Source organism: Clostridium thermarum, from assembly GCF_006351925.1.
In the GTDB taxonomy this organism is placed as follows: domain Bacteria; phylum Bacillota; class Clostridia; order Clostridiales; family Clostridiaceae; genus Clostridium_AU; species Clostridium_AU thermarum.
In genome coordinates, this window is sequence record NZ_CP040924.1 from 2,079,779 (window position 1) to 2,104,341 (window position 24,563).

Annotated in this window: 20 protein-coding genes; 2 read left to right on the forward strand and 18 right to left on the reverse strand. The window is 37.5% G+C overall.

The features are described 5' to 3' along the window. Nucleotides 1-100 precede the first annotated feature (100 nt). The 10 genes from FHY60_RS09515 to FHY60_RS09560 all read right to left on the reverse strand — a co-directional run bounded on the left by FHY60_RS09515 (nucleotide 101) and on the right by FHY60_RS09560 (nucleotide 10,621). Nucleotides 101-1,219, reverse strand: a complete 1,119-nt coding sequence (locus FHY60_RS09515) for a phosphomevalonate kinase (protein WP_163215827.1) — start codon at nucleotides 1,217-1,219, stop codon at nucleotides 101-103. A gap of 18 nt (nucleotides 1,220-1,237) precedes the next feature. After that, on the reverse strand, nucleotides 1,238-2,596 hold the full coding sequence (locus tag FHY60_RS09520; protein ID WP_139904745.1) for a tripartite tricarboxylate transporter permease: 1,359 nt from the start codon (nucleotides 2,594-2,596) through the stop codon (nucleotides 1,238-1,240). Between the two features lies 1 nt (nucleotide 2,597). Next, nucleotides 2,598-2,870 (reverse strand): hypothetical protein, encoded by a 273-nt coding sequence (locus tag FHY60_RS09525; RefSeq protein ID WP_139904746.1) that lies wholly within the window; start codon nucleotides 2,868-2,870, stop codon nucleotides 2,598-2,600. A 39-nt stretch (nucleotides 2,871-2,909) separates the two neighbouring features. Further along, nucleotides 2,910-3,884, reverse strand: coding sequence for a diphosphomevalonate decarboxylase (gene mvaD / locus FHY60_RS09530; protein ID WP_139904747.1), 975 nt, complete (start codon nucleotides 3,882-3,884; stop codon nucleotides 2,910-2,912). A gap of 27 nt (nucleotides 3,885-3,911) precedes the next feature. Continuing rightward, a complete protein-coding gene (gene mvk / locus FHY60_RS09535; RefSeq protein ID WP_139904748.1) occupies nucleotides 3,912-4,877 on the reverse strand; it encodes a mevalonate kinase in 966 nt (321 codons plus the stop codon). A 25-nt stretch (nucleotides 4,878-4,902) separates the two neighbouring features. Beyond that, nucleotides 4,903-5,943, reverse strand: coding sequence for a type 2 isopentenyl-diphosphate Delta-isomerase (gene fni, locus FHY60_RS09540; RefSeq protein WP_207671420.1), 1,041 nt, complete (start codon nucleotides 5,941-5,943; stop codon nucleotides 4,903-4,905). Between the two features lie 395 nt (nucleotides 5,944-6,338). Beyond that, entirely contained in the window at nucleotides 6,339-7,865 is a 1,527-nt protein-coding gene (gene ahpF, locus FHY60_RS09545; protein ID WP_139904749.1) for an alkyl hydroperoxide reductase subunit F, read from the reverse strand. A 12-nt stretch (nucleotides 7,866-7,877) separates the two neighbouring features. After that, complete coding sequence (ahpC, locus tag FHY60_RS09550; RefSeq protein ID WP_139904750.1) at nucleotides 7,878-8,441, reverse strand: alkyl hydroperoxide reductase subunit C; 564 nt, start codon at nucleotides 8,439-8,441, stop codon at nucleotides 7,878-7,880. Between the two features lie 307 nt (nucleotides 8,442-8,748). Further along, nucleotides 8,749-9,108 (reverse strand): 2TM domain-containing protein, encoded by a 360-nt coding sequence (locus FHY60_RS09555; protein ID WP_139904751.1) that lies wholly within the window; start codon nucleotides 9,106-9,108, stop codon nucleotides 8,749-8,751. Between the two features lie 115 nt (nucleotides 9,109-9,223). Continuing rightward, nucleotides 9,224-10,621, reverse strand: coding sequence for a L,D-transpeptidase family protein (locus FHY60_RS09560; protein ID WP_139904752.1), 1,398 nt, complete (start codon nucleotides 10,619-10,621; stop codon nucleotides 9,224-9,226). Nucleotides 10,622-10,881: 260 nt separating this feature from the next. Between FHY60_RS09560 and FHY60_RS09565 the strand changes: the two genes are divergently transcribed. Further along, complete coding sequence (locus tag FHY60_RS09565; RefSeq protein WP_139906420.1) at nucleotides 10,882-11,673, forward strand: HAD family hydrolase; 792 nt, start codon at nucleotides 10,882-10,884, stop codon at nucleotides 11,671-11,673. 220 nt (nucleotides 11,674-11,893) lie between these two features. On the opposite strand, the gene yfcE is transcribed toward FHY60_RS09565, so the two are convergent. From yfcE to FHY60_RS09605, 8 genes are all read right to left on the reverse strand, one after another. After that, nucleotides 11,894-12,442 carry a phosphodiesterase gene (gene yfcE, locus FHY60_RS09570; protein ID WP_139904753.1) on the reverse strand — a complete coding sequence of 183 codons (549 nt, stop codon included), beginning with the start codon at nucleotides 12,440-12,442 and terminating at the stop codon, nucleotides 11,894-11,896. 31 nt (nucleotides 12,443-12,473) lie between these two features. Next, the gene (locus tag FHY60_RS09575; RefSeq protein ID WP_139904754.1) at nucleotides 12,474-13,034 is read right to left on the reverse strand and encodes a rhomboid family intramembrane serine protease; all 561 of its coding nucleotides are present in this window, start codon (nucleotides 13,032-13,034) and stop codon (nucleotides 12,474-12,476) included. Between the two features lie 393 nt (nucleotides 13,035-13,427). Next, the gene (locus FHY60_RS09580; protein ID WP_139904755.1) at nucleotides 13,428-13,862 is read right to left on the reverse strand and encodes a PilZ domain-containing protein; all 435 of its coding nucleotides are present in this window, start codon (nucleotides 13,860-13,862) and stop codon (nucleotides 13,428-13,430) included. Nucleotides 13,863-14,100: 238 nt separating this feature from the next. Further along, entirely contained in the window at nucleotides 14,101-14,832 is a 732-nt protein-coding gene (locus FHY60_RS09585) for a class I SAM-dependent methyltransferase (protein ID WP_139904756.1), read from the reverse strand. Nucleotides 14,833-14,897: 65 nt separating this feature from the next. Then, nucleotides 14,898-16,265 carry a vWA domain-containing protein gene (locus tag FHY60_RS09590; protein ID WP_139904757.1) on the reverse strand — a complete coding sequence of 456 codons (1,368 nt, stop codon included), beginning with the start codon at nucleotides 16,263-16,265 and terminating at the stop codon, nucleotides 14,898-14,900. Nucleotides 16,266-16,269: 4 nt separating this feature from the next. Then, on the reverse strand, nucleotides 16,270-17,394 hold the full coding sequence (locus FHY60_RS09595) for an AAA family ATPase (RefSeq protein WP_139904758.1): 1,125 nt from the start codon (nucleotides 17,392-17,394) through the stop codon (nucleotides 16,270-16,272). 14 nt (nucleotides 17,395-17,408) lie between these two features. After that, entirely contained in the window at nucleotides 17,409-18,182 is a 774-nt protein-coding gene (locus FHY60_RS09600; protein WP_139904759.1) for a DUF4116 domain-containing protein, read from the reverse strand. Between the two features lie 92 nt (nucleotides 18,183-18,274). Next, complete coding sequence (locus FHY60_RS09605; RefSeq protein ID WP_139904760.1) at nucleotides 18,275-22,765, reverse strand: AAA domain-containing protein; 4,491 nt, start codon at nucleotides 22,763-22,765, stop codon at nucleotides 18,275-18,277. 316 nt (nucleotides 22,766-23,081) lie between these two features. Between FHY60_RS09605 and FHY60_RS09610 the strand changes: the two genes are divergently transcribed. Continuing rightward, on the forward strand, nucleotides 23,082-24,281 hold the full coding sequence (locus tag FHY60_RS09610) for an FprA family A-type flavoprotein (RefSeq protein ID WP_139904761.1): 1,200 nt from the start codon (nucleotides 23,082-23,084) through the stop codon (nucleotides 24,279-24,281). Nucleotides 24,282-24,563: the final 282 nt, after the last annotated feature.

Sequence of the window (24,563 nt, forward strand, 5' to 3'; positions counted from 1 at the left end):
CCATACCCTTGCATGGCTCTCCCCTTTTTTAACCTTTGTAAATAATAAGGAAAAAAATCTGGAGGACCTCCTCAATTACTGCATAGAAGCAAGGATACATTCAAACTTTCGTGATTCCCTCAACTACTACCCCTTTTTCCGTTACAGATAAATTTAAGGGTATAATATCTACTTCTTGCCAAGCCATATATAACTGGTCTCTCAAATCATTGCTTTTTAAAAATACAATACCACAGTCCCCTCCTCCTGCTCCTGAGGACTTACCAGCCCCAAACCTGTCTGCTGTAGAACATAATTTTTTTAACTTTGAAGTCACAATACTTACGCCTGCACTTCTGCCTAGTTTTGCAAGAGCTTTCCCATTTTTCTTAAGTGCCTTCATGGCCTGATAGTAATCCTTACTTTCAAAGGCTTTAACTAAAAGATCAACTGCCTTTGAGCTCTCTATAAGAAATTCCTTATATATTTCCTCATTACTCTCTCTAAATTTCTGAACCTTTTCTATCATTGGTCCCGTTGCCGATGTTTCTTGAGTCCATCCAACAGCCAGTTGCAGCATTGGTGGCGGTATTAACTTCCTGATCATAAGATTTGTCCATGGTTGCTCAACAACATCAGTTAATTTATAATCGTTGTCCAACTGCTTGAGCAGCCATTTGGTGCTGAAAGCTGAATAGTGTATCCAACCTCCGTAAACTGCTGCAGCAATATCTGCTCCAGACCCACTTCCTTGAGTTTTTACATGAGCAAGGGATGCAAGCTTAAAAATTATATCTAAATCTTCCTTTTCAAGCTTGCCTAGATGCAGCTGCAGTACAGCAGCAATTACTGCTGTAACAACTGCTGCACTGGACCCAAGTCCATACTTTTTTCCACTTTCGTCATCATCCAGCTTGCTTTCAACTACTAAATGGAAGTTTTTGTGTGTAATTGATTTTTCACTTAAATACCGATATACCAGTAATAAGGAATTTTTTATAAAGTTTAATCGATTATCTGTAGTATTAAAAATTAAATCTTCACAGCCTATTTCCCAGGTAATATTTACCATATCTGTTTTAGGGATATCAAGAATATTATTTACACTTGACTTAATATAGGCATAAACATAACGGTTTACAGCTATAACCACTGCCATCTGTTCAGGCTCCAACACTGCATATTCTCCCGCAATAAAGAGTTTACCAGGAACCTTTATAGTATAACCAGAGTTTGTCAAAATCCTTCCCTTCTTTCTCTATACAGCTGAAAGCATTTTAATAATCCATGGTGCGGAGTACAAAGTCATAAATAGAACACCATAATTTACTCCCATACGGTACAGTGTTCCAGATACAAGGCCTACTAAAAGCACCCCTATTACGTTAATCCACCCAGCATCCATAAAAGCCAACATAATAGCCAAACTTAGAAACAGTCCTAATAATGCCTCATGGGGAATCCTTTTAAATACAAAGGAACAAATCTGCTGTGAATATCTAACAGTAATAAAATAAGTAATAACTGATGCAACTACTGCTCCAATTAACGTAGGCCAAACAAAGTCTAAGCCAGACAATAGGTGATGTATATTATTCTCGAGAGTATATACTGGAGGTGCATTAAACAAGGGATTTCCAGGTCCCAGTGCCACCGGTGACAAAGGAATTCCCAGAGCAATTAATGGAATTAGAATTCCTGCCATATAAGTGGCCTGAGCTAAGGCTTCCATAACTGAAACTGCCATAGATGCCTTTTTAACAGGCTCCTTTATACCGCTGGCAAAAAGCTCTCCCAAAAAGGTAGTCAAACCTACTGGGCTTAAAAGAAAAGTAATTGAACCCACCATAGATGCTAAAGCACTATAGGCCACTTCTCTTTTCGTCAATATTTTAAAGGGATTTGGGAAACTCTTAATCTGTTGTTCCTTCCTAATTAAAATTGGCTTTTTATCGTAACGCGGTAGATTGTTTCTTATATCTTTATTCAACAATTCAAATAATGATACAATTACAGGTCCTATTGTAATACCTAAGAAAAATGAGGTTGAGATGTTAGTTCCTTCTGCTACTGCCCCTACTCCCCAATAGAGATATCTTAGACCTTGAATTAACAGGGCAAAGGGCAGTATGGCCGCTAAGGCTATCCATCTCATTTTGCTCAGAAGTGCCAGCAGGATTGCACCGATAAAAAATACTATAGCTCCATATTCTTTAATAACCGTTGCAAAGGGCACTATAGCCCGTGCAAGTAACAAGCTCATCGGTACTGAAACCAAGGTGCCGATAATAGCACCAGAAGCTATTTTTCTTATACTTGTTTCCGTCAAGCCATACCTTTTCAGCACCATAGCGTGTTCAACCATTGGAGTTGACATAACCCCTGCCGGAATACCGGCAATTGAAACGGGAACCGCATCTATTAATTTACAAGCTATTATAGCAGATATGAAGAAGGATAAAATAACCATAGGCTGCAGCCCAGATAAAACAAGTACCAAGGTTACCGGTGCTATAGTGGCCGTTTCATCTGCTCCCGGCGCTGCACCGATTATTGTATAAACAACAGCTGCAACCACTGCAGCAAGAATCATCTGTAAAACTAAGTTCATATCCATCTTAATCCTCCTGAGGCTCTTCTTTAATTACCCTTTTAGGCTTGATTAGAATCGTACTAATGACAAAACCAGCTATTGCACCGGTAAGACCTAAAAATAGTGGTTTAGGAGGCTCCTCCGGTGCGATAAGATAACCACCAAGTGTAGTAAAAATGCAGATAAAGATGGCTATAACCAAATCTCTTATACGGACTAGGTCCTCCCAGATTTCAATATTAACTTTAGAATTATCATTTATTTGAGTTTCACTTACTTTATTATCTATTTTATTCATAAAATCAGCTCCATACATTTAAATTATATAATTTTACATCTATAGGTATTGGATGCCGGAACCGGGATGACATACCAGGATTTCTTCTACCGCCGGCAATTTTAACAATTCCTCATACATGCGTCGCTCTTCCTCCGGAGGACACAGAACCTTCACGTTGGGGCCGGCATCTATAGTAAAATATGCAGAGAAACCGCAGGTTCTCATGTACTGAATGTGATGAATTACTTCCACAGTTCCTCCTTGCCAATACAAAATTGGAGGTTTTGCTCCCAGCATAGTGGCATGCATCTTCAGTGCATTAGCTTCCACCACATTTCCTAACCGTTCAAAATCTCTTGCCCTTATGGCTTCTTTTGCATTTTTCAGGTCATCTTCAACAGTATTTAACCATCCGCTATAAAAAGGAGAGGTCTCAACAGTATTTTTCATTCCCTCTCTGCTGGACACCTTCTTTTCCTTTGAGGCTACCAATACGGAAAGTATACTGATGTTCCAGCGTTGTTCAGGCAGCAGCTGCGTTGCATAAGAGTCACTGCCATCGGTCTCTGCCCCCTTTTGCCATTCAACAAAACCTCCATATATAGAGCGGCAGGCAGAACCAGAGCCTTGCCGTGCCAATATGGACAGTTCCCTTTCATCTAGCTTAAGGTTGAGTGCCTTTGCACCTGCTGCTGCAAGGGCTGCAAAGCCTGAAGCTGAAGAAGCCAGGCCAGCAGCTGTGGGCACATTATTTAACGCCCTTACCCTAGCCCTCATTTTAGTACCGGCCAAGTCTCTTATCTTATCCAGGAAGCTGAACACTTTACTACTTTCCTTTGTACCAGCAACACTATTGTTAAGTAAAAAAATATCCGATTCAAAATACTCATCAAATTCTACTGTAGTGGTAGTGTAAAACTTATCCAGTGTTATGGATAAGCTGCTGTTCATAGGTAAAAATAACTTCTCATCACGCTTTCCCCAGTATTTTATCAGAGCTATATTGGTATTAGCCTTTACTGTAGCTTTCATCTTACTCCTCCTAACCTTGAAGAGGTCTTACTCCTCAGAGACATACAGAATATTTTCTTGCGTTGAAAAGTAACAGGTCTTAGCTGCACCGGCTTTCTTCAGCTCCTTGGATATCACTGCTGCTTGTTCCAAGCCTGCAGCTAAGGCAATCATACATCCTCCTTGGCCTCCTCCGGTCAGCTTTGCTCCCAGGGCTCCGGCATGCTTTGCCGCGGCAATCAATGAATCCAGACCAAAATCACTTACACCTAGAGTTTTAAGTTCTTCCTGGTTGCTGTCCATTAAGGCTCCAAGCAAGGTTAAATTTCCCTCCTGAAGAGCATCTTTTGCTGCATCTGAGATTCTTTCCATGGATTTAAGTGATCTTTTAACCGATTCTGGCTCTAGAAGATATTTTTTTCTCACATTTTCCACGGCAGTACGAGTATCACCTACACGTCCGGTATCGCCTACCACTATATATAGTGGTTTACCTGTCTTAAGATAAACCTTCTGTTCCCCTTTCCTAAACCAGATGGGCCCTTCACTTGAAACCGCAGCCATATCTATGCCGCTGGGCTTACCGTGGGCATAGGTTTCAGCCACTTCAACCAGTGAAAATAATTCTCTTTCCGATAAGTTTTGCTTGTAAAAAGAAAATATAGCTCTCACAAGAGCAACAGCAGTGGCTGCACTGGAGCCCAACCCCCGTCCCAAGGGTATAGAGGAATCTATTGAGATTTTTAAACCTTCAAAGGGTTGACTTAAATGCTGTATTGTTTTCTCTATACAAAGTCCAAGTCCCTTAATCTTTTCCGGAAGATCATCAACCTTTCCTTTATAAAAGGATGAGTCAAAGATTATAGGTCCCTTGGTCTTTTCAATAGTGCACCTTACCTTCAGCGGAAAAGGGAGGGCAATAGCAGGATATCCATAAACAACGGCATGTTCACCAATTAAGATTATTTTGCTATGTACTTCTGTAATAGCTATATTGTCATCCAATGTGTTCATATTGTTCCGTCCTTTATATTTAGCGTTAGCATTGCAATAGGTCCTTAAGTTGTCCATGAATTCTATAGGGCACCGTTCTTAACTCTTCTATGTTCTTTTTCCCTAAAAGCAGCATGATAACTTTTGACTTATAAATGATGTTCTGCAGATAGCTCTCTGCTGCTTCAACCCCTCCATCTATAAGCTCTCTTAAAATGGGGCCGCTGATTCCCGTCAAATCCGCTCCGGCACATAAGGCTTTTACTATTTCATCTGCTTTTCTCATTCCTCCACTGCAGACTATGTTTAAATCTTGGCTGATAGACCTACATTCTAATAGGCTGAGTGCAGTAGGAATTCCCCAATCAAAGAGCTCATCAAAATGAAACTCTTTATTTCTCTCACTTTCAATTTTTATAAAGTTGGTGCCCCCTCTGCCTCCTATGTCAATATATTTGACTCCCACTCCTATGAGTCTCCTGACCACATCCTTTGAAAGTCCGAAGCCAATTTCTTTGATAATAAGAGGTACGTCCAACTTCTTCACTATATGCTCTATATTTTTTAGTAGGCCCTTAAAATTTCTATCCCCTTCTGGCATGGCAATTTCCTGGGCGGGATTCAAATGTATCTGCAGTGCGTCAGCCTGTATCATGTCAACAGCTCTTTGTGCTTCCTCCAGGTTTGCAAAGGCATTGATATTAGAAATTACAATCCCTTCTTTTAGTATTTCTCTGACAACCTTAAAGGAAAGCTCATAATCACTGTCTTTTACTGCAATGGCCTGGGACCCCACAGCCATAGGTATTTTCAAACTTTTAGCTATTTTAGCCAGATTTCTGTTTATCTCAACAGCTCTGTCAAAGCCACCGGTCATGGCGTTTATCATCACCGGAAAGCCTATTTTCTTTCCAAGAAAACTGGTGCTTGTGTCTATCTCTTCAAAATCAATTTCCGGCAGCGAATTATGCTCCAGATATATATATTGAAATAAATTGTTGCTATCAAAATCACTGTCTAAGAAATGTTGAACATGCTCCCTTTTTCTGGAGCTCCTGATTTTACTCTTTGCTTTTAAATCTTCCAACAGAGCAACCTCCCAATATTCATATATATTAGTAACTTCCATTTTATAGCCAAACAGTCTACAAAACATAATATCATAATAAAAGTATTTTGTAAATAATAATTATTATCATTTAGCATACCATGATTTTTAACCTACATACTGTTTCCACAAGGCTTTAATATATGTTTCATATGTATTATTTCCATATTCATTATATTTTTACCCATGCTAATAAATATCCAACGGCATAGCCGGTGATTTTGCCTTAACGGGCGTGGCCCTTTACTGCTAGCCACGCCTGAAGGACGTATATACGGTCTGGCACATGCGAATTCCTGTTACACGCTACCCGTCAATGGGTTGTTTCTTAAAACAAAAGCACCAGATTTTGATTCTGATGCTTTTGTAGATATTTAGTTTCTGATTAGGTAATCAAAGGCCCCTAGTGCAGCATTGGCACCGGATCCCATGGAGATAATTATCTGCTTATATGGACTGTCTGTGCAATCCCCTGCTGCAAATACACCTGGTACATTAGTAGCACCACGGCTATCTACAATAATTTCTCCCATTCTGTTACGTTCCACAGTATCTCCAAGCCAATCGGTATTTGGTACAAGACCGATAAGCACGAATACACCCTGAAGATCCATATGATGCTCAACTCCGGTTTCCCTTTCCACATAGGTAAGGCCGTTCACCTTATCAGTGCCTGTGATTTCTTTTGTCTGTACGTTCTTTAATACAGTCACATTTGGTAGACTATAAAGACGTTCTTGAAGTACAGCATCCGCCTTAAGTTCCGGCATAAATTCCAATACTGTAACGTGATTTACTATTGCCGCCAAATCTATAGCTGCCTCAATGCCTGAATTACCGCCACCGATAACTGCTATATCCTTACCTTTAAATAGTGGTCCATCACAGTGTGGGCAGTAAGCTACACCTTTATTTTTAAACTCTATCTCGCCAGGAACACCTACATTACGCCATCGGGCTCCAGTTGATATAATAACGGTCTTACTCTTTACCACTGCACCATTTTCCAGTTCCACTTCGATAAGGTCTTTCTTTGTTAAACTCTTAGCACGCTGTGACTTCATTATATCCACATCATACTCTTTAACATGCTCTTCTAGACTCGCTGCCAGCTTAGGACCTTCTGTGTATTTAACACTGATAAAGTTCTCTATGCCTAAAGTATCCTGAACCTGTCCGCCAAATCTTTCTGCAATTATACCTGTTCTTATACCTTTTCTTGCCGCATAAATTGCTGCACTGGATCCAGCAGGTCCAGCACCTACAACAAGTACATCAAAAGGTTCCTTGTTATTATACTCTGAAGGATCTTCAGTTTTGCCCATCTTTAATAGTATATCTTCTAGTGTCATGCGGCCACTACTGAAAAATTCTCCATTTAAGTACACTGTAGGAACAGCCATAATGTTTTTACTTTCTACTTCTTCCTTATAAACAGCCCCATCTATCATAGTATGAGTAATGCCCGGATTTAGAAGGCTTAACATATTAAGGGCCTGAACTACATCAGGACAGTTATGGCAGGTTAAACTGATGTAAGTTTCAAAATGGTATTCACCTTTAATGCTCTTTATTGCATCAATTGATTTTTGATCTATTTTAAGAGCTCTTCCACTAACTTGAAGTAATGCCAAAACCAGTGATGAAAACTCATGGCCCAGTGGCACTCCGGCAAAGACTATGCCGGTATCTTCGCCTATTTTATTTACACTAAAACTTGGTGTCCTTTCTAATTGAATATTTTCCACTTTTATTCTTGAGGACATAGTAGCTAACTCCTCAGTAAGAGCTAGCATCACCTTTGATACCTCATCATTTCCTGCACTGACCTTAAGCAGCACTTCACCCTCCATCAATTCAAGATAATGGACTAATTGTGCTTTAATTTCTGAATCTAACATTTATATTACCTCTTAGATCTTTCCTACTAGGTCAAGACTTGGTTTAAGAGTCTCAGCGCCTTCCTTCCATTTTGCTGGACAAACTTCTCCTGGGTTATTTCTTACATATTGTGCTGCCTTTATCTTGTTAACTAATGTACTTGCATCACGGCCTATACCGCCTGCATTGATTTCAACGGCTTGAACAACTCCATCTGGGTCTATTATGAATGTTCCACGGTCAGCAAGGCCCTCTGCTTCGATAAGTACTTCAAAATTACGTGATAAAACATGTGATGGGTCTCCGATCATAGTATAAGTAATCTTTTTAATTGTTTCTGAAGTGTCATGCCATGCCTTATGTGTATAATGAGTATCTGTTGAAACTGAATATACTTCAACTCCTAATGCCTTTAGTGTTTCATAATTATCTTGTAAATCTTCAAGTTCTGTTGGGCATACAAAAGTGAAGTCAGCTGGATAGAAGCATACTACGCTCCAATGTCCCTTGAAATCTGCCTCTGTTACCTCTATAAACTCTCCGTTTCTGTAAGCTTGCGCTTTAAATGGTTTTACTTCTGTTCCGATTAATGACATATTTAATACCTCCTGATAATTAAATTTTTAATATGAACTAATTAGATAGAGGTCATTATAAAACTTATCTTATACCAGCAACAGCACAAGTAAAATTAACTGACCTGATTTAAGGCTATCTAATTAATAATTATTATCCGTTTGTAATTATTATTATATATTTTTGTAATGAAGTCAAGAGGTTTCTATAAAATTTTGAGTAAAATATTACTATATTGTAATATTTTGCTCTGAAAAATTCTTAATAAAAAAGAGTCAGCAAAACATTAGTTTTACTAACCCGTTATATATCTACTCATCAAATATATCATTGCATTTTCTTTTTTAGGAACTCTACTTCCTGCTCGATTAATTTGGTGTTCTTAGTATCCAATTTCAGTTTAGAAACGGTATCTATGTAATGACAGCCTAAACCTATTCCCCATCCTACAGTAGATAAGAGAAATATCATCATTGTATGGAATAGAAATAAACTTAGGAGTAGTATACCTCCATTAACCACACAATAAGCTCCAAGATGGGTAAAAAATTCTTGCTTAAGCTTTATCCTTCTTTTAGCTAGCTCATAGAGTTCAGCCTCAGAAACGTATTTTTGTGTACTATTATTATATATATTACTATTATTATTGTTTGGGTTATATTCATTAACCTCTTTTTCTATTGACACAGCAAATCCCCTCCATTTTTACCACTGTATTTACATTATACCACTGACATGGCTTTCTTTCTATATTTTTTTATAACAAGGACCTTTCCAAAGGTTATTGGTCAGGTCCTTACACTTATCTATTATTATGACATATAACTGGAACACCAGCTTCTATATTACTGTAAATTTCTTTAGCAACATTATATTGAAGATTTATACAACCATGAGAACCGTCTGTCTTATATATATTTCCACCAAATCGATTTCTCCAGCTTGCATCATGCAGACCTATTCCTCCGTTAAAGGGCATCCAAAAGCTTACCGGTGAAGCGTACCCTGGACCTCTAAGCACTGTATCTCTTTGCTTGTATTTTAAGCTGTAAATTCCTTCCGGTGTTGTATGTCCAGCTCTTACATTTCCAGTAACAGCAGGTCCTTCAGTTATTAAAATGCCATCTTTGTAAAACCACACATGTTGATTTGCCATATCCACTTCCACGTAGGTATTGCCAATACCATTGTTACTGAGGGATCTACCTCTTTTACTGTATATAGGCTCTCTCTCTATGGTCTCACCTTTTTTAATAGCTGTATTTATTGCTTCGGTTTCTTTGGTCACATCCATAACCCAGCCATAGTCCCCACTGCTTACCTTTATGGTCTTTCCTGAAGATGTCTTAAAGTCTATGGGCTTACCAAGAGTATTGTATTGATCTGCAAGACTATTGACATAGGTCTTAATATTTTCCTCTTCAATTGTAACTTCATAATCCTCATTTACAGAAATCCACTTGTTAATGATAGTTCTGTCCAGTACTTCTTTTTGATCACCGAATTTGTAAGTGAGCTTTGTTGAGATTATCTTATTTAGTTCTTCCACCGTTATAATTACCTTTTGTGATTCTGAAGTAAATTCCGGCCTAAAATAACAGCCGATGACTTCCAAGTCTATTGTTGTTTCATGCTTTACTATAGCATCCTTTACATATTTAAACAAAATGTCTTTATCTATCTTATTTCCATGTTCCTCCGGTATGATCACATACCTAATGCCATCAAATTTGATACTGGGATTTTGGGGCTCAATGATGTTCCTCTGATCTAAGCAGTTAAGCTTGTCAATCCTTTCCTTTAACATGTCCTTATCATAGGTAATTTCTACTGATATTTTGTAGCCTTCCTCCTTAAACAAAGCTAAAATCCATGCTAAAGGACTTTGAGCTGACTTGTATTTTTTAACAGCTTCCTCGTCTACATACTTTAGTCCAATATCCTGAGCTGTAATTTCTTCAATTCTCCCTACACGTTCCTTTAAAGTCAAGCTATAGTTTTGAAGTACAGCTGATAATTCATCTTCAGCACTCTCGATAGATTTACCTGAAACATCAATACCGTTAATTTCGCTTCCCACATAAAAGTGGTTCATAAAGAATACGGCTACACCTACATAGAATAAAGTCAGAAAACTGCAGAAACCAATAAATCCAATTATTAGTTTTTTGCCTATATGTTTTACTCTTATGCTCCCCATAATACCCCCTAAGACTATAGCTATATGTAAGTTTGGTTTTTGATATGTAGGAGGTTAAAATTATGTAAATATAGCTATACTTCATTCTATGATGTAACCTTCATTATTAAGACAGAAAAAATAAAAAGGTAAGCTTATTTTACCTAATAATTAAAATAGTAAAATCAGCATATACTCATGTATTTTATAAAAATTAGTAGAAAAAACCATAAAATCATGTTAAAATGGGGACGCAAATCTTATTAGGGAGTGTACATATGATTAAGAGGAAAATGATATTTTTTGATATTGATGGAACTATAATACCAGAGAATAGTAACAAGATTCCGGATAAAACTGTACAAGCTATAAGGAAGGCTCGTGAAAATGGACACCTTACCTTTATAAATACCGGCAGAACTTTTTTTAATGTTACAAAAGAAATCCGTGACATTGGATTTGATGGCTATGTTTGCGGCTGTGGAACTTTTATCTACTACAATGACAGAGTTATATTAGCTAAGTCATTACCAAGAGAGACATGTTTTGAAATTCCAAAAAAACTTAGAGAATACAAGATAGATGGTGTTTTAGAGGCATCTCACGGTGTTTACTTTGACCAGACAAGACCAGCCACCGGAGAGCTTAAAAAGATAAAAGAATCCTTCGCTTTACAAGGTTGTGACGTAACAAGATCTTGGGAAGATCCCGACTTGAATTTTGATAAATTTGTAACCTGGACAAATGAAGAAAGTAATTTTGAAGCTTTTTATAATTACATTACCGAATCTTTTGATTATATTGATCGTGGTAATAATTTTGGAGAAGTGGTTCCCAAGGGTTTCTCTAAGGCCAGCGGAATAAAGTTTCTTCAAGAATATTTCAACATCCCTCTAGAGGATTGCTATGCTATTGGAGACAGTACCAATGACTTGCCCATGTTAGAGTATGTTCCAAACAGCATAGCCATGGGTAACAGTTCTCCTATACTGTTTGATAAAGTAGCCTTTGTTACAAGGGATGTGAACGATGATGGTATTGAGTATGCTTTAGCCCATTTTAACATTATTTAGATAGTTTAAAATTACTTTAAACAGTAAAAAGATTAAACAAACTATTTTTAACACGGAAATATAGGAGGACACTGAGGCAAGGAAAGTTTTTCTAAATGTAGTTGCTTTCAAAAGAAAAACTCTTTAGTGTCCTAAATATATTAAGTAGATTATGTATTTAAATTTTTTACTTAACAGTTTTATGCTATCAATGATCAATCTCGTGCTATCTGTGATGCCTTTAATCTGTAAATTCAATTTCTTTGACGATCCTTCCGTCAAAGGCTTTTATTTGAAAAATGTTGTCTTTTAAAATACCATATGTATTGGGATAGTCTTCCTTTGGTAAGGTGATTGATCCAGGATTTATTATGAAGATATCACCTTTTTTTAAAGCCAAGGGTACATGTGTATGTCCATATATCAAAACATCTCCTCTATTTAACTTAGGGATGTTATCAATATTAAATTTATGTCCATGGGTAAGGAACAGGCGTCTTCCATTATATAGCAGATTTGAGTAATCTGCCATTATAGGAAAATTTAGAACCATTTGGTCTACTTCACTGTCACAATTACCCCTTACAGCTATAATTTTATGAGCATAGCTATTGAGTAAGCTTGCTACTTCTTTAGGATTATAATCCTTTGGCAATGGATTTCTGGCCCCATGATATAATTGGTCTCCCAGGAGAACAATGTAGTCCGCATCTTCCACTAGAGAGGCTTCTATGGCCTTCTTTGCAAAGTAAATGGATCCATGTATGTCTGATATAAATATTAGCTTCAAGTTATCTCCTCCTCTTAAGAATGTTCATTTCTTATCTATTCCACTTCTTTATAAATCCAAAGTAAGCACCACATATGCCACCAACTATATGTGTAAGTTGAGATATGTTATCACTGCTAAAAATACCATCAATAACTTCTCGACCAATAAAAATACATACTATGACGATAAAGGTTAGTGGAACTTTACCCCTTTCAATGTTGACGAAGGAACTTAATAAGATCATCATGAATACAATACCACTGGCTCCAAGTAAGGCAGTATCAAATAAAATTATATTGAGAAGCCCTGTTATAACTGCCGTAATTGAAATCATTGTCATCAAAGACTTCCCACCGTATTTCTCTTCCAACATAGGACCTATCAATAAAATAATTATAAAGTTATTGACAAAATGCTGCATGTCCGCATGGCCTAAAACATGGCCAAATAGTCTGATGTAAAAGAAAAAATCCGTTAAACTGCTTCTGTATACGGAAAATAAAAGGTAAGTAGATGCCCGGTCTGTTATTTCCCCCAATATCAATGCAAAAAACGAAATAAGGGTAAAGGTAAGAATTACTGGTGAATTATATTTTATTCGTTTTAGCAATTATAATCAGACTCCTTTCAATTATTAAGCTTTACTTTTAGTATCAAACTTTATGTTACCATACATTAATACAGTTTTCTATATTCACAAATAATATGAACCCACTATCAATAATTAATCCTTTGAATGCAATAAATGCTTCCTTCTACCGATTATATCGTTTGGGTACTTTTATAGTCTAATGCTCATCTGTAACTACTCTATTAATAAATATAAAGCCCCAGTAATAGTTACTCCTTAATACTGGAGCATTATCCTGCGGCTGAGTTATGGTTAAATAATCACAAAGGGAGTTCCGCCGGAACTCCTTTTTGCATGGTTTGATTACAGGCCAATGGTACCTCAACAATTTAGGAACTTTTACTATCAATAAGAGTGAAAATCAGCTCCAAATTAAGCCTTTTGTGAGAAGGCACTTTCTCCATATTTCTTAATGAGTTCACAAAAGGTTTCATCTACATATTCACGTATTAGCTTCATATACCTCAGATCCAATTTAACGAACTCAGCTCCATATATGCTGCAATCATCTTCATAACGGCAATTTCTTATACAGGCAATACATTCAAAGGAATAATCGGCATTAGGAAGCCTCAACTGAAAACTGATAAAATCATTTTCCTTCAGTAATAAATTTGACTTGATCCCCATACCTCCTTCTGATATATCAATGACCAGCAAGTATTTGCCATTGACGATAAGGTCCCGTATGGACCTAAAATTTATTAAGGGGTACTCAACATTATAATACAGGGGAACCCGCCTATAGCGTCTTTTCTCTTTTGAATAAAAATAGACTCTGTTATAAATAAAGGAGTAGGATTGCATTTTATACCACCTGCCATATCTTTAGTAAATGAAATTATGAGTGAAGATATATATCTAGAACTTTGAAGCTGGTATATGGTTTATACTTTTCATATATTCTACAATCTAATATAGATATCCTTCAAAACAAGTAAATGTTTACATAGAATATTTTTACATTTTAACTTGTGAATCATAATAATTTTCAGTAAAATATTTTAAATATCTGATTCCTTATGACAGTGGCAAAAATATTTATTTATTTGCTTGCTGCTATAACAAGAGAATATGAACTCTCTTTATCAAATTTACTGCCTTTAAAATCTCCATAGGCATCTATTTCGCTGAATCCCGCATTTGTCAACATCAAAATTGCATCGTCATATGTCAAGGGAGTTAATTCCACTTGATTTTCAAGTTTTTTATTGTCTAAAGATAAAATTGTTTTGAAAATAATTTTCTGTGTCTCCTCAATGTAATCATAATATCTTTCAAAGCTTAAGGGCACACTTTCATTAACTATACAAGGCAGAGATGTAATTCCTTTAGTAAGTATTCTGTCATAATTAATTATTTGAAATATAAATTCCCCTTCATTGTCCAGCAACTGACGGATTCCAGCAAAGAAGCTCTGAATTTGAGCAAGACTCTGGAGATGAACCAGAGAGTTTCCAATACAATATATAGCTCCAAACTTAGCTCCGCTAAATTCCTCGTACAAGTTCAGCATATCTGCCTGCAAGAACACTACTTTACTATTTGTAGCTTTTGTCTTTTCACTTAATTTACGAATCATTTCTCTGTCTAGGTCTACTGCAGTCAAACTATATCCAAGCTTATCCAGTTCTATGGCATAACCACCTGTACCACAGGCTACATCAAGAACTGATTTAGGCGGATTACCTATATGGTTTTTGAGAAAATCTACAGTATTTTTTGAGACAGGAAATATTTTGTCATAGTAGGTTGAAATCTCTTCATAAAAAGCCATTTTGATTACCCCTTTCGTATTTTTTTGGTGGCAGATGTGATGTGACTTGTGAGGTGGCAGGCACCTCACTTGGCCCATTCAGACCTTATTTCTTTGAGTTCACTTTTAAGCAAATCCAAGGGAAGCATTTCTTCATTATTTTTCTTCCTAGAACCTAAATTAATTACATGGCCGGGCGGATTTTTCAGTGAAAGTTTATTTTCTGAAGTAGTAATAACCCAGATAGTTTTATAGTGAACAATGCTTTGATCAAGAATTTCTTCACCTAAACCGTCAGTAAAGTAAATTAGTGTGGCCTTATACAGCTTCCTTTTGCTTATATATTCAAACACCGGTGAGAACTTAGTTTTTCCACTGGCTTTAGGTCTTTCTTTGATTGGCTTTCCGGCTTGTAAGGAATAAATCCTTCTGAGTTCATCGTCACATTCAAGAACAGTGACCTTTGAGTTGTAGCTTCTAACCAAAGCCTTGATTTCAGTCAATATGTTATCTATTTCTTTTTCCGTCATACTTCCGCTGATATCAATGGCTACAATCACTTCACTGATATAGTGAGTTATGATCCCTCTAAGCTCCAAACGGTCCGGCATTCTCCTATCCCTACGGGTTATGGTTTTCTTCTTTTTCCAAGGTGTAGTCCCAAAGCTTCTTATGAGGAGTTTTTGCCAGGAGAGTTTGGGGTTTGCTCTGGAATCCTCCGCTATCCGGCTTACACTATCAGGTCTACTGACATCATTAATGTTTTCTAGTAGTTTATCTACTATCTCCTTCAATTGCTCTTCGTCTAGATCTAAGTTTTCATTCATCCAAGTGTGGTGACTTTCCCCAACCTCGGTGCTTGAAAGATTGTCTGTTTCAATTTCCTCACCAATAACCACATTTTGAATTTTTCTATTCAAGGCCTCCTGGATTTGATGTGTGTAGAATTCAAGTGCTTGATTTTCTTGAAGGTTAACATTATATGACAAGCTTACTTTTTCTATGGTATTAGCCCAGTTTGGCAGGTTTATTATATATTGATTCACGGATATATCCATAGCTAAATTAACTGCCAGTTTGCTGTAATTTTTCAATAATACCTGTGACCTGTAATGATGAAGACTTAAAATGTGGTACACTTCATGTTTAAGTAGGGCTTGAATTTCTCTTATAGTGCATTCCAGCAAGTAAATGGGGTTTATCACTAATCTGAAATAGTTATACTGAGGTATTGTACACATTGGCTCTTGCAGATCGTAATCAAGTTCCCGCCTCAGCTCAACTATGAAATTAGCGAAAAAAGTATCTGCCCCCTCTATCATTTCCAGTATTATTGACTGCCAAAGTTTATTAAAAGCGTTGGCGAATTCCGGGTCCTTTGAAATTTCCTTGTCCTTAGCTATACATTGGGCTGATAGTTCAGTCCTTTTTCCCTCTATAAAATTGGTACCCATATCTTTACCTAGCCTCTATAAAAATTTCAAAGTAACCTTCGATGAACTCTTCACAATCGAGAAAGCTTTCATAGGAATCCTGGTCCATATCTCTTTTTATTTTCTTCATTATTGCCATTCTTAAGTCCTTGGGGAACAACCTTATAATACTTGTAAAGTATCTAATTATCCTTGGGTTAGGGTTTTCTGATATTTCGCCTATGCAATTTACAGCCAATAAATACTGTTTTTCATAACTTTCATTTTTTATCCTTGCAATGAGTTCCTCATCCAATGTGTCCCTATTCAGTAGTTCTGAAGCTATTAAATAAGACTTATCCTTATTATTTATAAAGTTCATAAACTCCTGTGCTATATAAGGTCCTACATTTCCTTTGACGGCATGTAGGAAAATGTCGCTGCTGTAATGGTCTTTATTTGCTGTAGCAGCTTCATAAATACGGGAAACCCTTTCCCAGCTTCTAGGAGTAGCTCTCACTGCTCCCTCCATGTCCGGCTTATGGAGATATTGTGGAAAAATACTGATAAAGTTCAGAACATCCTGATGGATACCCACTCTCTTCCCCCAAAGAAGCCAGCTTGCAGCATCAGATTCCAGTTCCAGCCAGACAAATCTGTTCTCCTGGGCCGGATCCATTTCCACCACTTGATAATCACTTGCTGAAAAATTATTAAATTTACTTGAAGGATTCATGGCTGCCATCACAAGAGTATTCGCAGGAAGCTTGTATCCGTTTATCTCCCTGTTGAGGATTATGTTCATTAATTCCTGCTGTACCACGTGCTCACAGCGGTTTAGCTCATCTATAAAGAGCAGGACCGGCCTTTTACTGTTTTCCTCAAGGGCCTTATCAATTTCCTGCAGCTTATGGTGTACAGCGTAAACCGTTCTTTTCTTAGTTGTTTTATTTTCATCTTTATATACACTGTAATCCTCCACTATGGGTAGTCCACCTATTTCACCTTCTTTTAAGAGGTTTCCATCTATGTTTACCAAATAATATCCATTTCTCTCTGCTAATTCTCTTACCAGTGCTGTCTTGCCAATGCCACTCTCACCAACCAGCATTGGTACGGCACCACTTTTCAATATTAATTCTGAAGTTAATAACGCCTCTTTAAAATTCATAATTCGCTCCTTAGTTATAAGTTGTAGTGTACAAACATCCTCTTAGCCCTTTTGCTTCCGTTCTCATACATAAATTTCACCTTATCTATGGTAAATCTTCGGATTTCACAAAAGGCCTTTATAAATCTATCTTCCACATCTTCTCTTGAAATATATTCTTTGATAATTGAAATAATATACTTTTCATCAAAAGTATTCATGTGCTTAACAATATTTAAATTGTTAAGCAATAAAACTTCAAGTTCTTCCTGGGTAAATCTAAAGCTGTTTATGGTTTCAGGATAATTTTTTATAGCATGGATTTTCACCTCAAAGATTGGATTATCTATATAATTTATAGCCTTAGAATGCATGGCAACAGCCTCAAGTTGAGTGGCTAAAGTCGGCTCCTTGATATACTTAATAGCCTCCCAGTTGCTCCTTATGGCAATCTTTTGCAACTCTTCATCTGAATTTTTGACATACTGTATAGCCCAGCCATTATTTTCCAGTGCCTTGATAATTACCGCTCTTGTAGGTGATTTAATAAACTTTAGAGTATTCCAAGCCTTCTCCACACAATAGATACAGATATCTTCACTGGGATTATCTATATACTCCAAAGTCCACACAGAACCTTCAACAGCCTTCCATTTAACTTCCTCTGAGGGGTTGTTTATATATTTTATAGCATCAGGTTTTATAGAAACAGCCTTTAACTGAAGGTCAACTGATGGATTATCTATATTTTTTATATAATATGGATCTTTTTTTAATACAATTTCAGGATCCACTGTACTATCTGGCATTTTCTTTCCTCCTAGTAATTATGTTCTATATTAAAATTGCATTGTTCACAATTAATTTTTAATATTATACCATTCTTAAACAAAAATTAATTTTATTTTTCTTCTTTCCATTCATTCCTTATGCTTTGGGCTATGGATTTAACTTTTTCAACAAGTGAAAAGTCCCTTGCATTTTCAATATCTAAGTCGCCATTACAAGGATATATTTCCATGGCAGTGAGCCTTTCGCATACCCTTTCCATAGTGCTTAACTTGTTTCTGTAGAACTCACTTCCTCTGATTCTGATAAAACGCCAGCCCAATCTTTCAAGAATAGCTTGTCTTACCATATCTTCTTCAAGTTTATCCTCACCGTGCCATCTCTCACCGTCACACTCAATGGCAACCTTCTTATCTTTATAAATTGCCACCATATCGATTCTGTAGGAACCGACAGACCACTGAGGTTTTATACTGTAGCCTCTTCCAATGAGGAACTTCATGACGTCCACTTCAAATTCAGACTCTGCAGCCTTTGAAAGTGTATCAAATATAATTTCCTTTGAAGTAGGATTTTTCAAGTATTCCATTAGCTCTTTTCTGATATCACCGGGCTTAAGGTCGTCATCTCCAATTGAATGAACCAGCCAAATTTGGTCTCTTGCACGGCTTACTGCCACGTTATACCTCTTTTTGTATAAGTCATCGTTTCCGTATTTCATAAGATTAAGAAGTCCTTCACTTTCATTTGTATCCACCATGGACAAGAAAATTATATCCCTTTCATCGCCTTGGAAATTGGCAGATTTACCGCAGAGGATTTGTCTCTTTTTATATTCAGAGGGTTCCATCCTATTTTGCAGCATTGTATCTATTAAGGCTGCCTGTTTCTCTCCCCTTAAGGTGATGACTCCAAAGGTCTTGTCCTTATATTCTTCACTTTCACAGCAGGCAAGTATTAAAGACACAATGGTCTCTGCCTCTTTTTTATTCATCTTATTCCTGCAGGTTGCTCCATGGACCCTATAGGTTACAGTTGCAGGTTTTATGACTACTTCACTGGAATCTCTTAGGGGCTTTATAGCACCATTATAGGACAGCCAATTGGAATACTGGATTATCTCAGGTACACATCTGAAGTGTTCCCTTAATCTGACAGGCTGGTAACCCGAAGCCTGAGCCAAATCATAGATGGAAAACTTGCCGGAGTATAATTTATCGTTGGGAATGTCATAGAGGTATTCTTTTATAAGCTTGTCTACATCCTCACTTCTTTCTCCTACGGCCAGGGGGCTTACCTGCTCATTGTCACCTACCACTATGGCCTTTTTTCCCAGATAAAGGGCTACAAGCCCCATCAAATCCGCCTGACTGGCCTCATCAATTATTACCACATCAAACTTATTTTGTCTGGGATTAAAATTCTCTACCACCTTACTCAATGGCATTATCCATACGGGAATTGCTCCCTGACATTCAGGCATTAGCTTTCGTGCCTCAGCCTTGTATACCTCAACCTTCTTGCCCGTCCCTGTGCCAATCTTTCTGATAAGCTGTCTCCAACCTTCAATGGCTTGTACCTGTTTTCTATTGTCTTGGAAATTCAAGAGCTTTGCCTGCCAGGCCTTTTTAAAAGCTAACTCTGCTGTGTTTTCCTTAAGCTCTTCCTCGATTTTAAGTATTTCTTCTTGAATAGACTCAATATATTGACTATCTCTTTCTATTAATTCCTGGCTGAATTGAGCATATAGCCAGGCCTCCTTAATGGCTGTAGGCGGATTTCCCTCTCCATGGGGGGGATTTCTCAGTGCAATCTCTTTAGCCCAAGCCGGAGCGGTGTCACTTAACTTTCTTAGGAGGTATTTTCTTCGGTCTATATCCTGGCCTTTCTTCTTTAAATTCGCCAAGGCTTCATAGGCTTCCTTATACAAAGCCACCGATTCCATATGTAATGCAGTCTGCAGGCTACTGATTATTTTGCTGGTCTGAGCTTGGGAGTATGTATTAACCTTCCTTTCTATGCCTTCTTTTAGGTTTACATACTTTGAGTACTCAAGTCTGTAAATTTCAGAATTGATAACGGCTATAAGTTTTGGTCCAAGTTCCTGCTTTATATATTTTAATCTACTGTACTTATCCTTTGATAGATCTATGTTTTTATCTACTCTTATCAAATCCACACCAAGGGACTTCAATTTAGATATTATGGGATTCCAGTATTTTTCATACCATAGGAGAGCTTCTTCCAAAAGGCCTCGGTACTTATGACAAACTATTTCAAAATCCACTCCCATGGCATAGGTCCTATCTGCCCCTAGTGGTGCCATCTGCCTGTCCCATCGGTTAGCCAGTTGCATTCTAGCCTTGCTTAAGCGGTAGTACTTCAGCAAAGCCCTATATTCATTGAGATGTTTGGGCACCTTCCCGTTTATTCTACAGCTGTTGATAACTGTCTTCATATCAGGATTTAATATCAGGTTCAGTCTTGAAACCTTGCCCGATGCTTCCAGCTTCTCTATTATGGCCTCAAGCAGTTTTTCCACATCTATTTTGCTATCAACCTGCTGGATCTCAGGATTGTACTTAATCAACTCTTCTGAAATAACCAAATTCATTTTATATACCTTATCTATTTCTCTGATAAGGCCTTCCCAATTCTTTCTCACCGCATCTTCCCTTGAACCTTCCATAGCAGCCAGCATCCACTCATTCTCTGTCTGCAGCTTTTCCAAGGCGGCGTTTATATCTTTTATTACAACTTGTAAAGCCTCTATGGATGCCTCCCGTCTTACGGGATGCCAACAGTCTTCGTAACTCTTGAGTTCTTCTTCTCTGTAGCTGTTTTTCTTAGTTATCAGCTTATAAAAATCTGTGGGACTCATTAGCTCTTCTAATTCCGGCAGGTCATTATGGTATTCCCTTTCTTCCTCTGCTGAAATCAAAATATCTGAGCCATAGAGCTCCAATATCTCTGCTTCAGTCAGAGAAGTTCCTTCCCCACCTTTTACCGGGGTGGGTATCCAGGAATATGTATCTTTATATTTGCTGAGAAATTTAGCTGCCTCTATAGGCTTAAATTCCTCTCCGTTAATAACTATAGGCCTGTACTCATTTAGCCGGGCATCTTTCAGCTTTAGCTGCAGGTTTCTCAATCTGCTTATTTGTTCCCTTCTAACTCGCTCTAAAGCTTCAATCTGCCAAATCAATGTGGCTGGATTTAACCTCGACCTGTTCTCATTTATTTCATCTAAGGTTTTCTCCATTTCCTCTCTGCTTTCGGTAGTACTCAATAAACTTAGACATAAGGCCTGCAGGTTATCCGCCACTTTACTCTTTAATACAGAAAGAGCCTTCTCACTGTAGCTTGTCACTAAAATGCTTTTACCTTGGGCTAATAGGTGGCCTATCATATTTGCTATGGTATGGGTTTTGCCTGTTCCCGGAGGCCCCTGCACCAATACCGCATCGTTATATTCCAGATATTTTGCAACTGCTAACTGCTCACTGTTGGCCGGCTTGGTCATTAAAATGTCCTCATCTATGCCATTTGGATTAAGGCTTCCCATGGTTTTAAAGGCTTCTTCCGTATAATGCCTTTCTTCGGTGCAGCCTACTACATCCTTTAGAAATCCCGGCAGCTTACCGGCTGTATTGATGTCTTCTAATACGGAATCAAGTGCTGTGCCAAAGCCTATATTTCTCTTTCTCAAAAACAGCACCGGTCTTCTGTAAATCTGTGGATTTTCATAATTATTTGATACATCCATTCTGAATTCATGAAACTGTCCCTTAGCTGAAAGTGCATTTGCAAGTCTATTTAAAAATGAATTTGTATTGGCCTGTTCAAGCACAGAATATTTATTGATATCAAATTCATCATAGAGCTCTCGCAGTAATTCACTATTTAAGTCTTCTATGTAATAAAACAGACTCCTGTAGATTTCAGTTCCCTTATCAGAATGTCTAAGTATAAATTCAGGTATATCCGCATCAAACTCCAGTTTTACATGCTGTAAAAGCAGAGGGTGATCAATGAATACATCTTTCTTGTACAGCAGAAAGGCATCTCCTAAGATCAATTCCACCGCTTCCGGCTCCCTCATAATAGTTGAATATAGGCCATAAAGTGTATTAAAGAGGTCATCGGCAGCCCGTGCAGGCTGTTCCTCTTTAACCCATGCCTCTCTTTGAGCTTTCCAGTGGTTAAAGACCTTAACCCTTTCTCTGTCCTCTTCGAATTTAACTACGGTGTACTCAATTTCGTCCTTGTAGCTTGCTTCCTTCCTTACTTTTATTTCAGCTTTTACTTTCACATCTCCATTTATATGGTCCCAGCCCACTTCTACCCATTGTCTAAGTTCTATGGGTAATGTTGGACAAGCAGTTAAAACCGGTCTTTTAACCCTTAATATTCCTTCGCAAGCTTTTTCATCCTGCTGCTGGCAATAGATATTATTTAACACTGTCTTATGCTTGGGTAAGTTGTCCATCCACTTCTTCCAGGGCTGATTTGAGATGTCTGTAATTATTGGATTTTTTATATTATTATATTGCTTCAAAAATTGAAACAGCCTTATAATTCTTTCCTTTGAATTCTCCTTCACCTTTTGTTCCTCCACGTCTTTGTGTCTTAGCCAAAATGTCTTGTTTATCGTACTCCAGAACTAAGATTCTACTCTACTTCATTTTACTAATATTCAAGGCACAAAACAACCGTTCTGGTCTATATTTTTGTAGAAAAGATATTATATAAAAATAAACTTATCAATATTGGTTTTGTTTTTATGTAATATTGTATTATAAGATAATTGTGATAAAATGTTTATATGAAAGGTTCACTTTAAGTCAGTATTTTAATTATGTGGAACCAGATTTATGGATAATTAATAATATAATACTTTGTGATAGGAGATGACGCTTATGTATTGTGTGCAAGAAATAGCACCAAAAATATTCTGGGTCGGTGGTAGTGATAGGAGATTAGAACTTTTTGAAAATATGTTTCCATTGCCTAATGGGGTAGCATATAATTCCTATTTAATTATGGATGAAAAAACGGCTTTAATTGATACCGTTGATCGTTCCATAGGTCAAATATATCTGGAAAATATTGTCCATGTATTAGGTGGCCGTGAACTGGATTATCTTGTTGTTAATCATATGGAACCAGACCATTGTGCCAATATCGATGAAATAGTACGTCGTTACCCTAATGTTAAGTTAGTAGGAAACCAAAAGACCTTCCAATTCATGGAACAATTTTACGAAATGGATATGACCAAGAATTACCTGGAGGTAAAGGAAGGAGACGAACTTTCCTTAGGCAGCCATACCCTACGCTTCTACTCTGCCCCTATGGTGCATTGGCCTGAGGTTATGGTAACTTATGAGACAACTAAAGGTATCTTATTCTCTGCTGATGCTTTTGGTTCTTTTGGAGCTCATTCTGGTAATATCTTTGCGGATGAGGTAGACGAAATAGATGTTGCTGAAGCAAGACGTTATTACTCAAATATTGTAGGCCGTTATGGCACTCAGGTTCAAGCCTTATTTAAAAAGGTTGGAGGCCTCGAAATCAATATGATCTGCGCTTTACACGGTCTAATTTGGCGTGGTGAAAAGATCAGCTTTATCTTGGATTTATACGATAAATGGAGCCGTTATGAGCCGGAAAAGAAGGGTGTAGTGCTTGTATATGCCTCCATGTATGGCAATACAGAAAATGCAGTACACGTTTTGGCAAATAAGCTGGCCCAGCGCGGTATCCGTGATATGCATATGTATGATGTATCAAAGACTCATTCTTCCTTCATCATAGCAGATTTGTGGAAATACAGCCATGTGGTGTTTGCATCACCGACTTACAATATGCACCTATACTTTGTTATGGATACATTATTAAAGGATATTTCTGTATTGAACTTAAAGAACCGTAAGGTATCTCTTATAGGTAATTATTCCTGGGCCAGTGCAGCATTAAAATCCATGAAAGAGCAAATTGAAAAGATGCAAGGCATGGAGCTGGTTGGCGAACCAATTGATATTCGTTCAGCGCTTAAGCCAGAAGGCGAACAGGAAATTGATAAACTTGCTGATGCTATAGCTGCATCCTTTAAGTAAGAGAAAAAGGTACGAAGGGACGTATTACACGTCCCTTTTCTTACTGCTCTTATTTGGTTAGATATCAATATTTTATACACAAAAAGTTGAACTTTTTATGCAGTTTTCTGAGCCAAATCCTCACATTCTTGAGGAGTAATATATCCAATACTGCCATGTATTCTTTTTTGAATATGTAAACCTATGCCTGCAGGGAGAATCCACTTTAGAGTTGAGATACAAAATTATTCTGGAGCAAAAGAGACAGCTGGAAGAAAAGCTAAGAGAACTGAATGAAAGATA

Coding starts and splice junctions, on each gene's coding strand:
- FHY60_RS09520 (WP_139904745.1), bottom strand. CDS start 2,596: ATGGATATGAACTTAGTTTTACAGATGATTCTTGCTGCAGTGGTTGCA.
- FHY60_RS09525 (WP_139904746.1), bottom strand. CDS start 2,870: ATGAATAAAATAGATAATAAAGTAAGTGAAACTCAAATAAATGATAAT.
- mvaD (WP_139904747.1), bottom strand. CDS start 3,884: ATGAAAGCTACAGTAAAGGCTAATACCAATATAGCTCTGATAAAATAC.
- mvk (WP_139904748.1), bottom strand. CDS start 4,877: ATGAACACATTGGATGACAATATAGCTATTACAGAAGTACATAGCAAA.
- ahpF (WP_139904749.1), bottom strand. CDS start 7,865: ATGTTAGATTCAGAAATTAAAGCACAATTAGTCCATTATCTTGAATTG.
- ahpC (WP_139904750.1), bottom strand. CDS start 8,441: ATGTCATTAATCGGAACAGAAGTAAAACCATTTAAAGCGCAAGCTTAC.
- FHY60_RS09560 (WP_139904752.1), bottom strand. CDS start 10,621: ATGGGGAGCATAAGAGTAAAACATATAGGCAAAAAACTAATAATTGGA.
- FHY60_RS09580 (WP_139904755.1), bottom strand. CDS start 13,862: ATGCAATCCTACTCCTTTATTTATAACAGAGTCTATTTTTATTCAAAA.
- FHY60_RS09585 (WP_139904756.1), bottom strand. CDS start 14,832: ATGGCTTTTTATGAAGAGATTTCAACCTACTATGACAAAATATTTCCT.
- FHY60_RS09590 (WP_139904757.1), bottom strand. CDS start 16,265: ATGGGTACCAATTTTATAGAGGGAAAAAGGACTGAACTATCAGCCCAA.
- FHY60_RS09595 (WP_139904758.1), bottom strand. CDS start 17,394: ATGAATTTTAAAGAGGCGTTATTAACTTCAGAATTAATATTGAAAAGT.
- FHY60_RS09600 (WP_139904759.1), bottom strand. CDS start 18,182: ATGCCAGATAGTACAGTGGATCCTGAAATTGTATTAAAAAAAGATCCA.
- FHY60_RS09610 (WP_139904761.1), top strand. CDS start 23,082: ATGTATTGTGTGCAAGAAATAGCACCAAAAATATTCTGGGTCGGTGGT.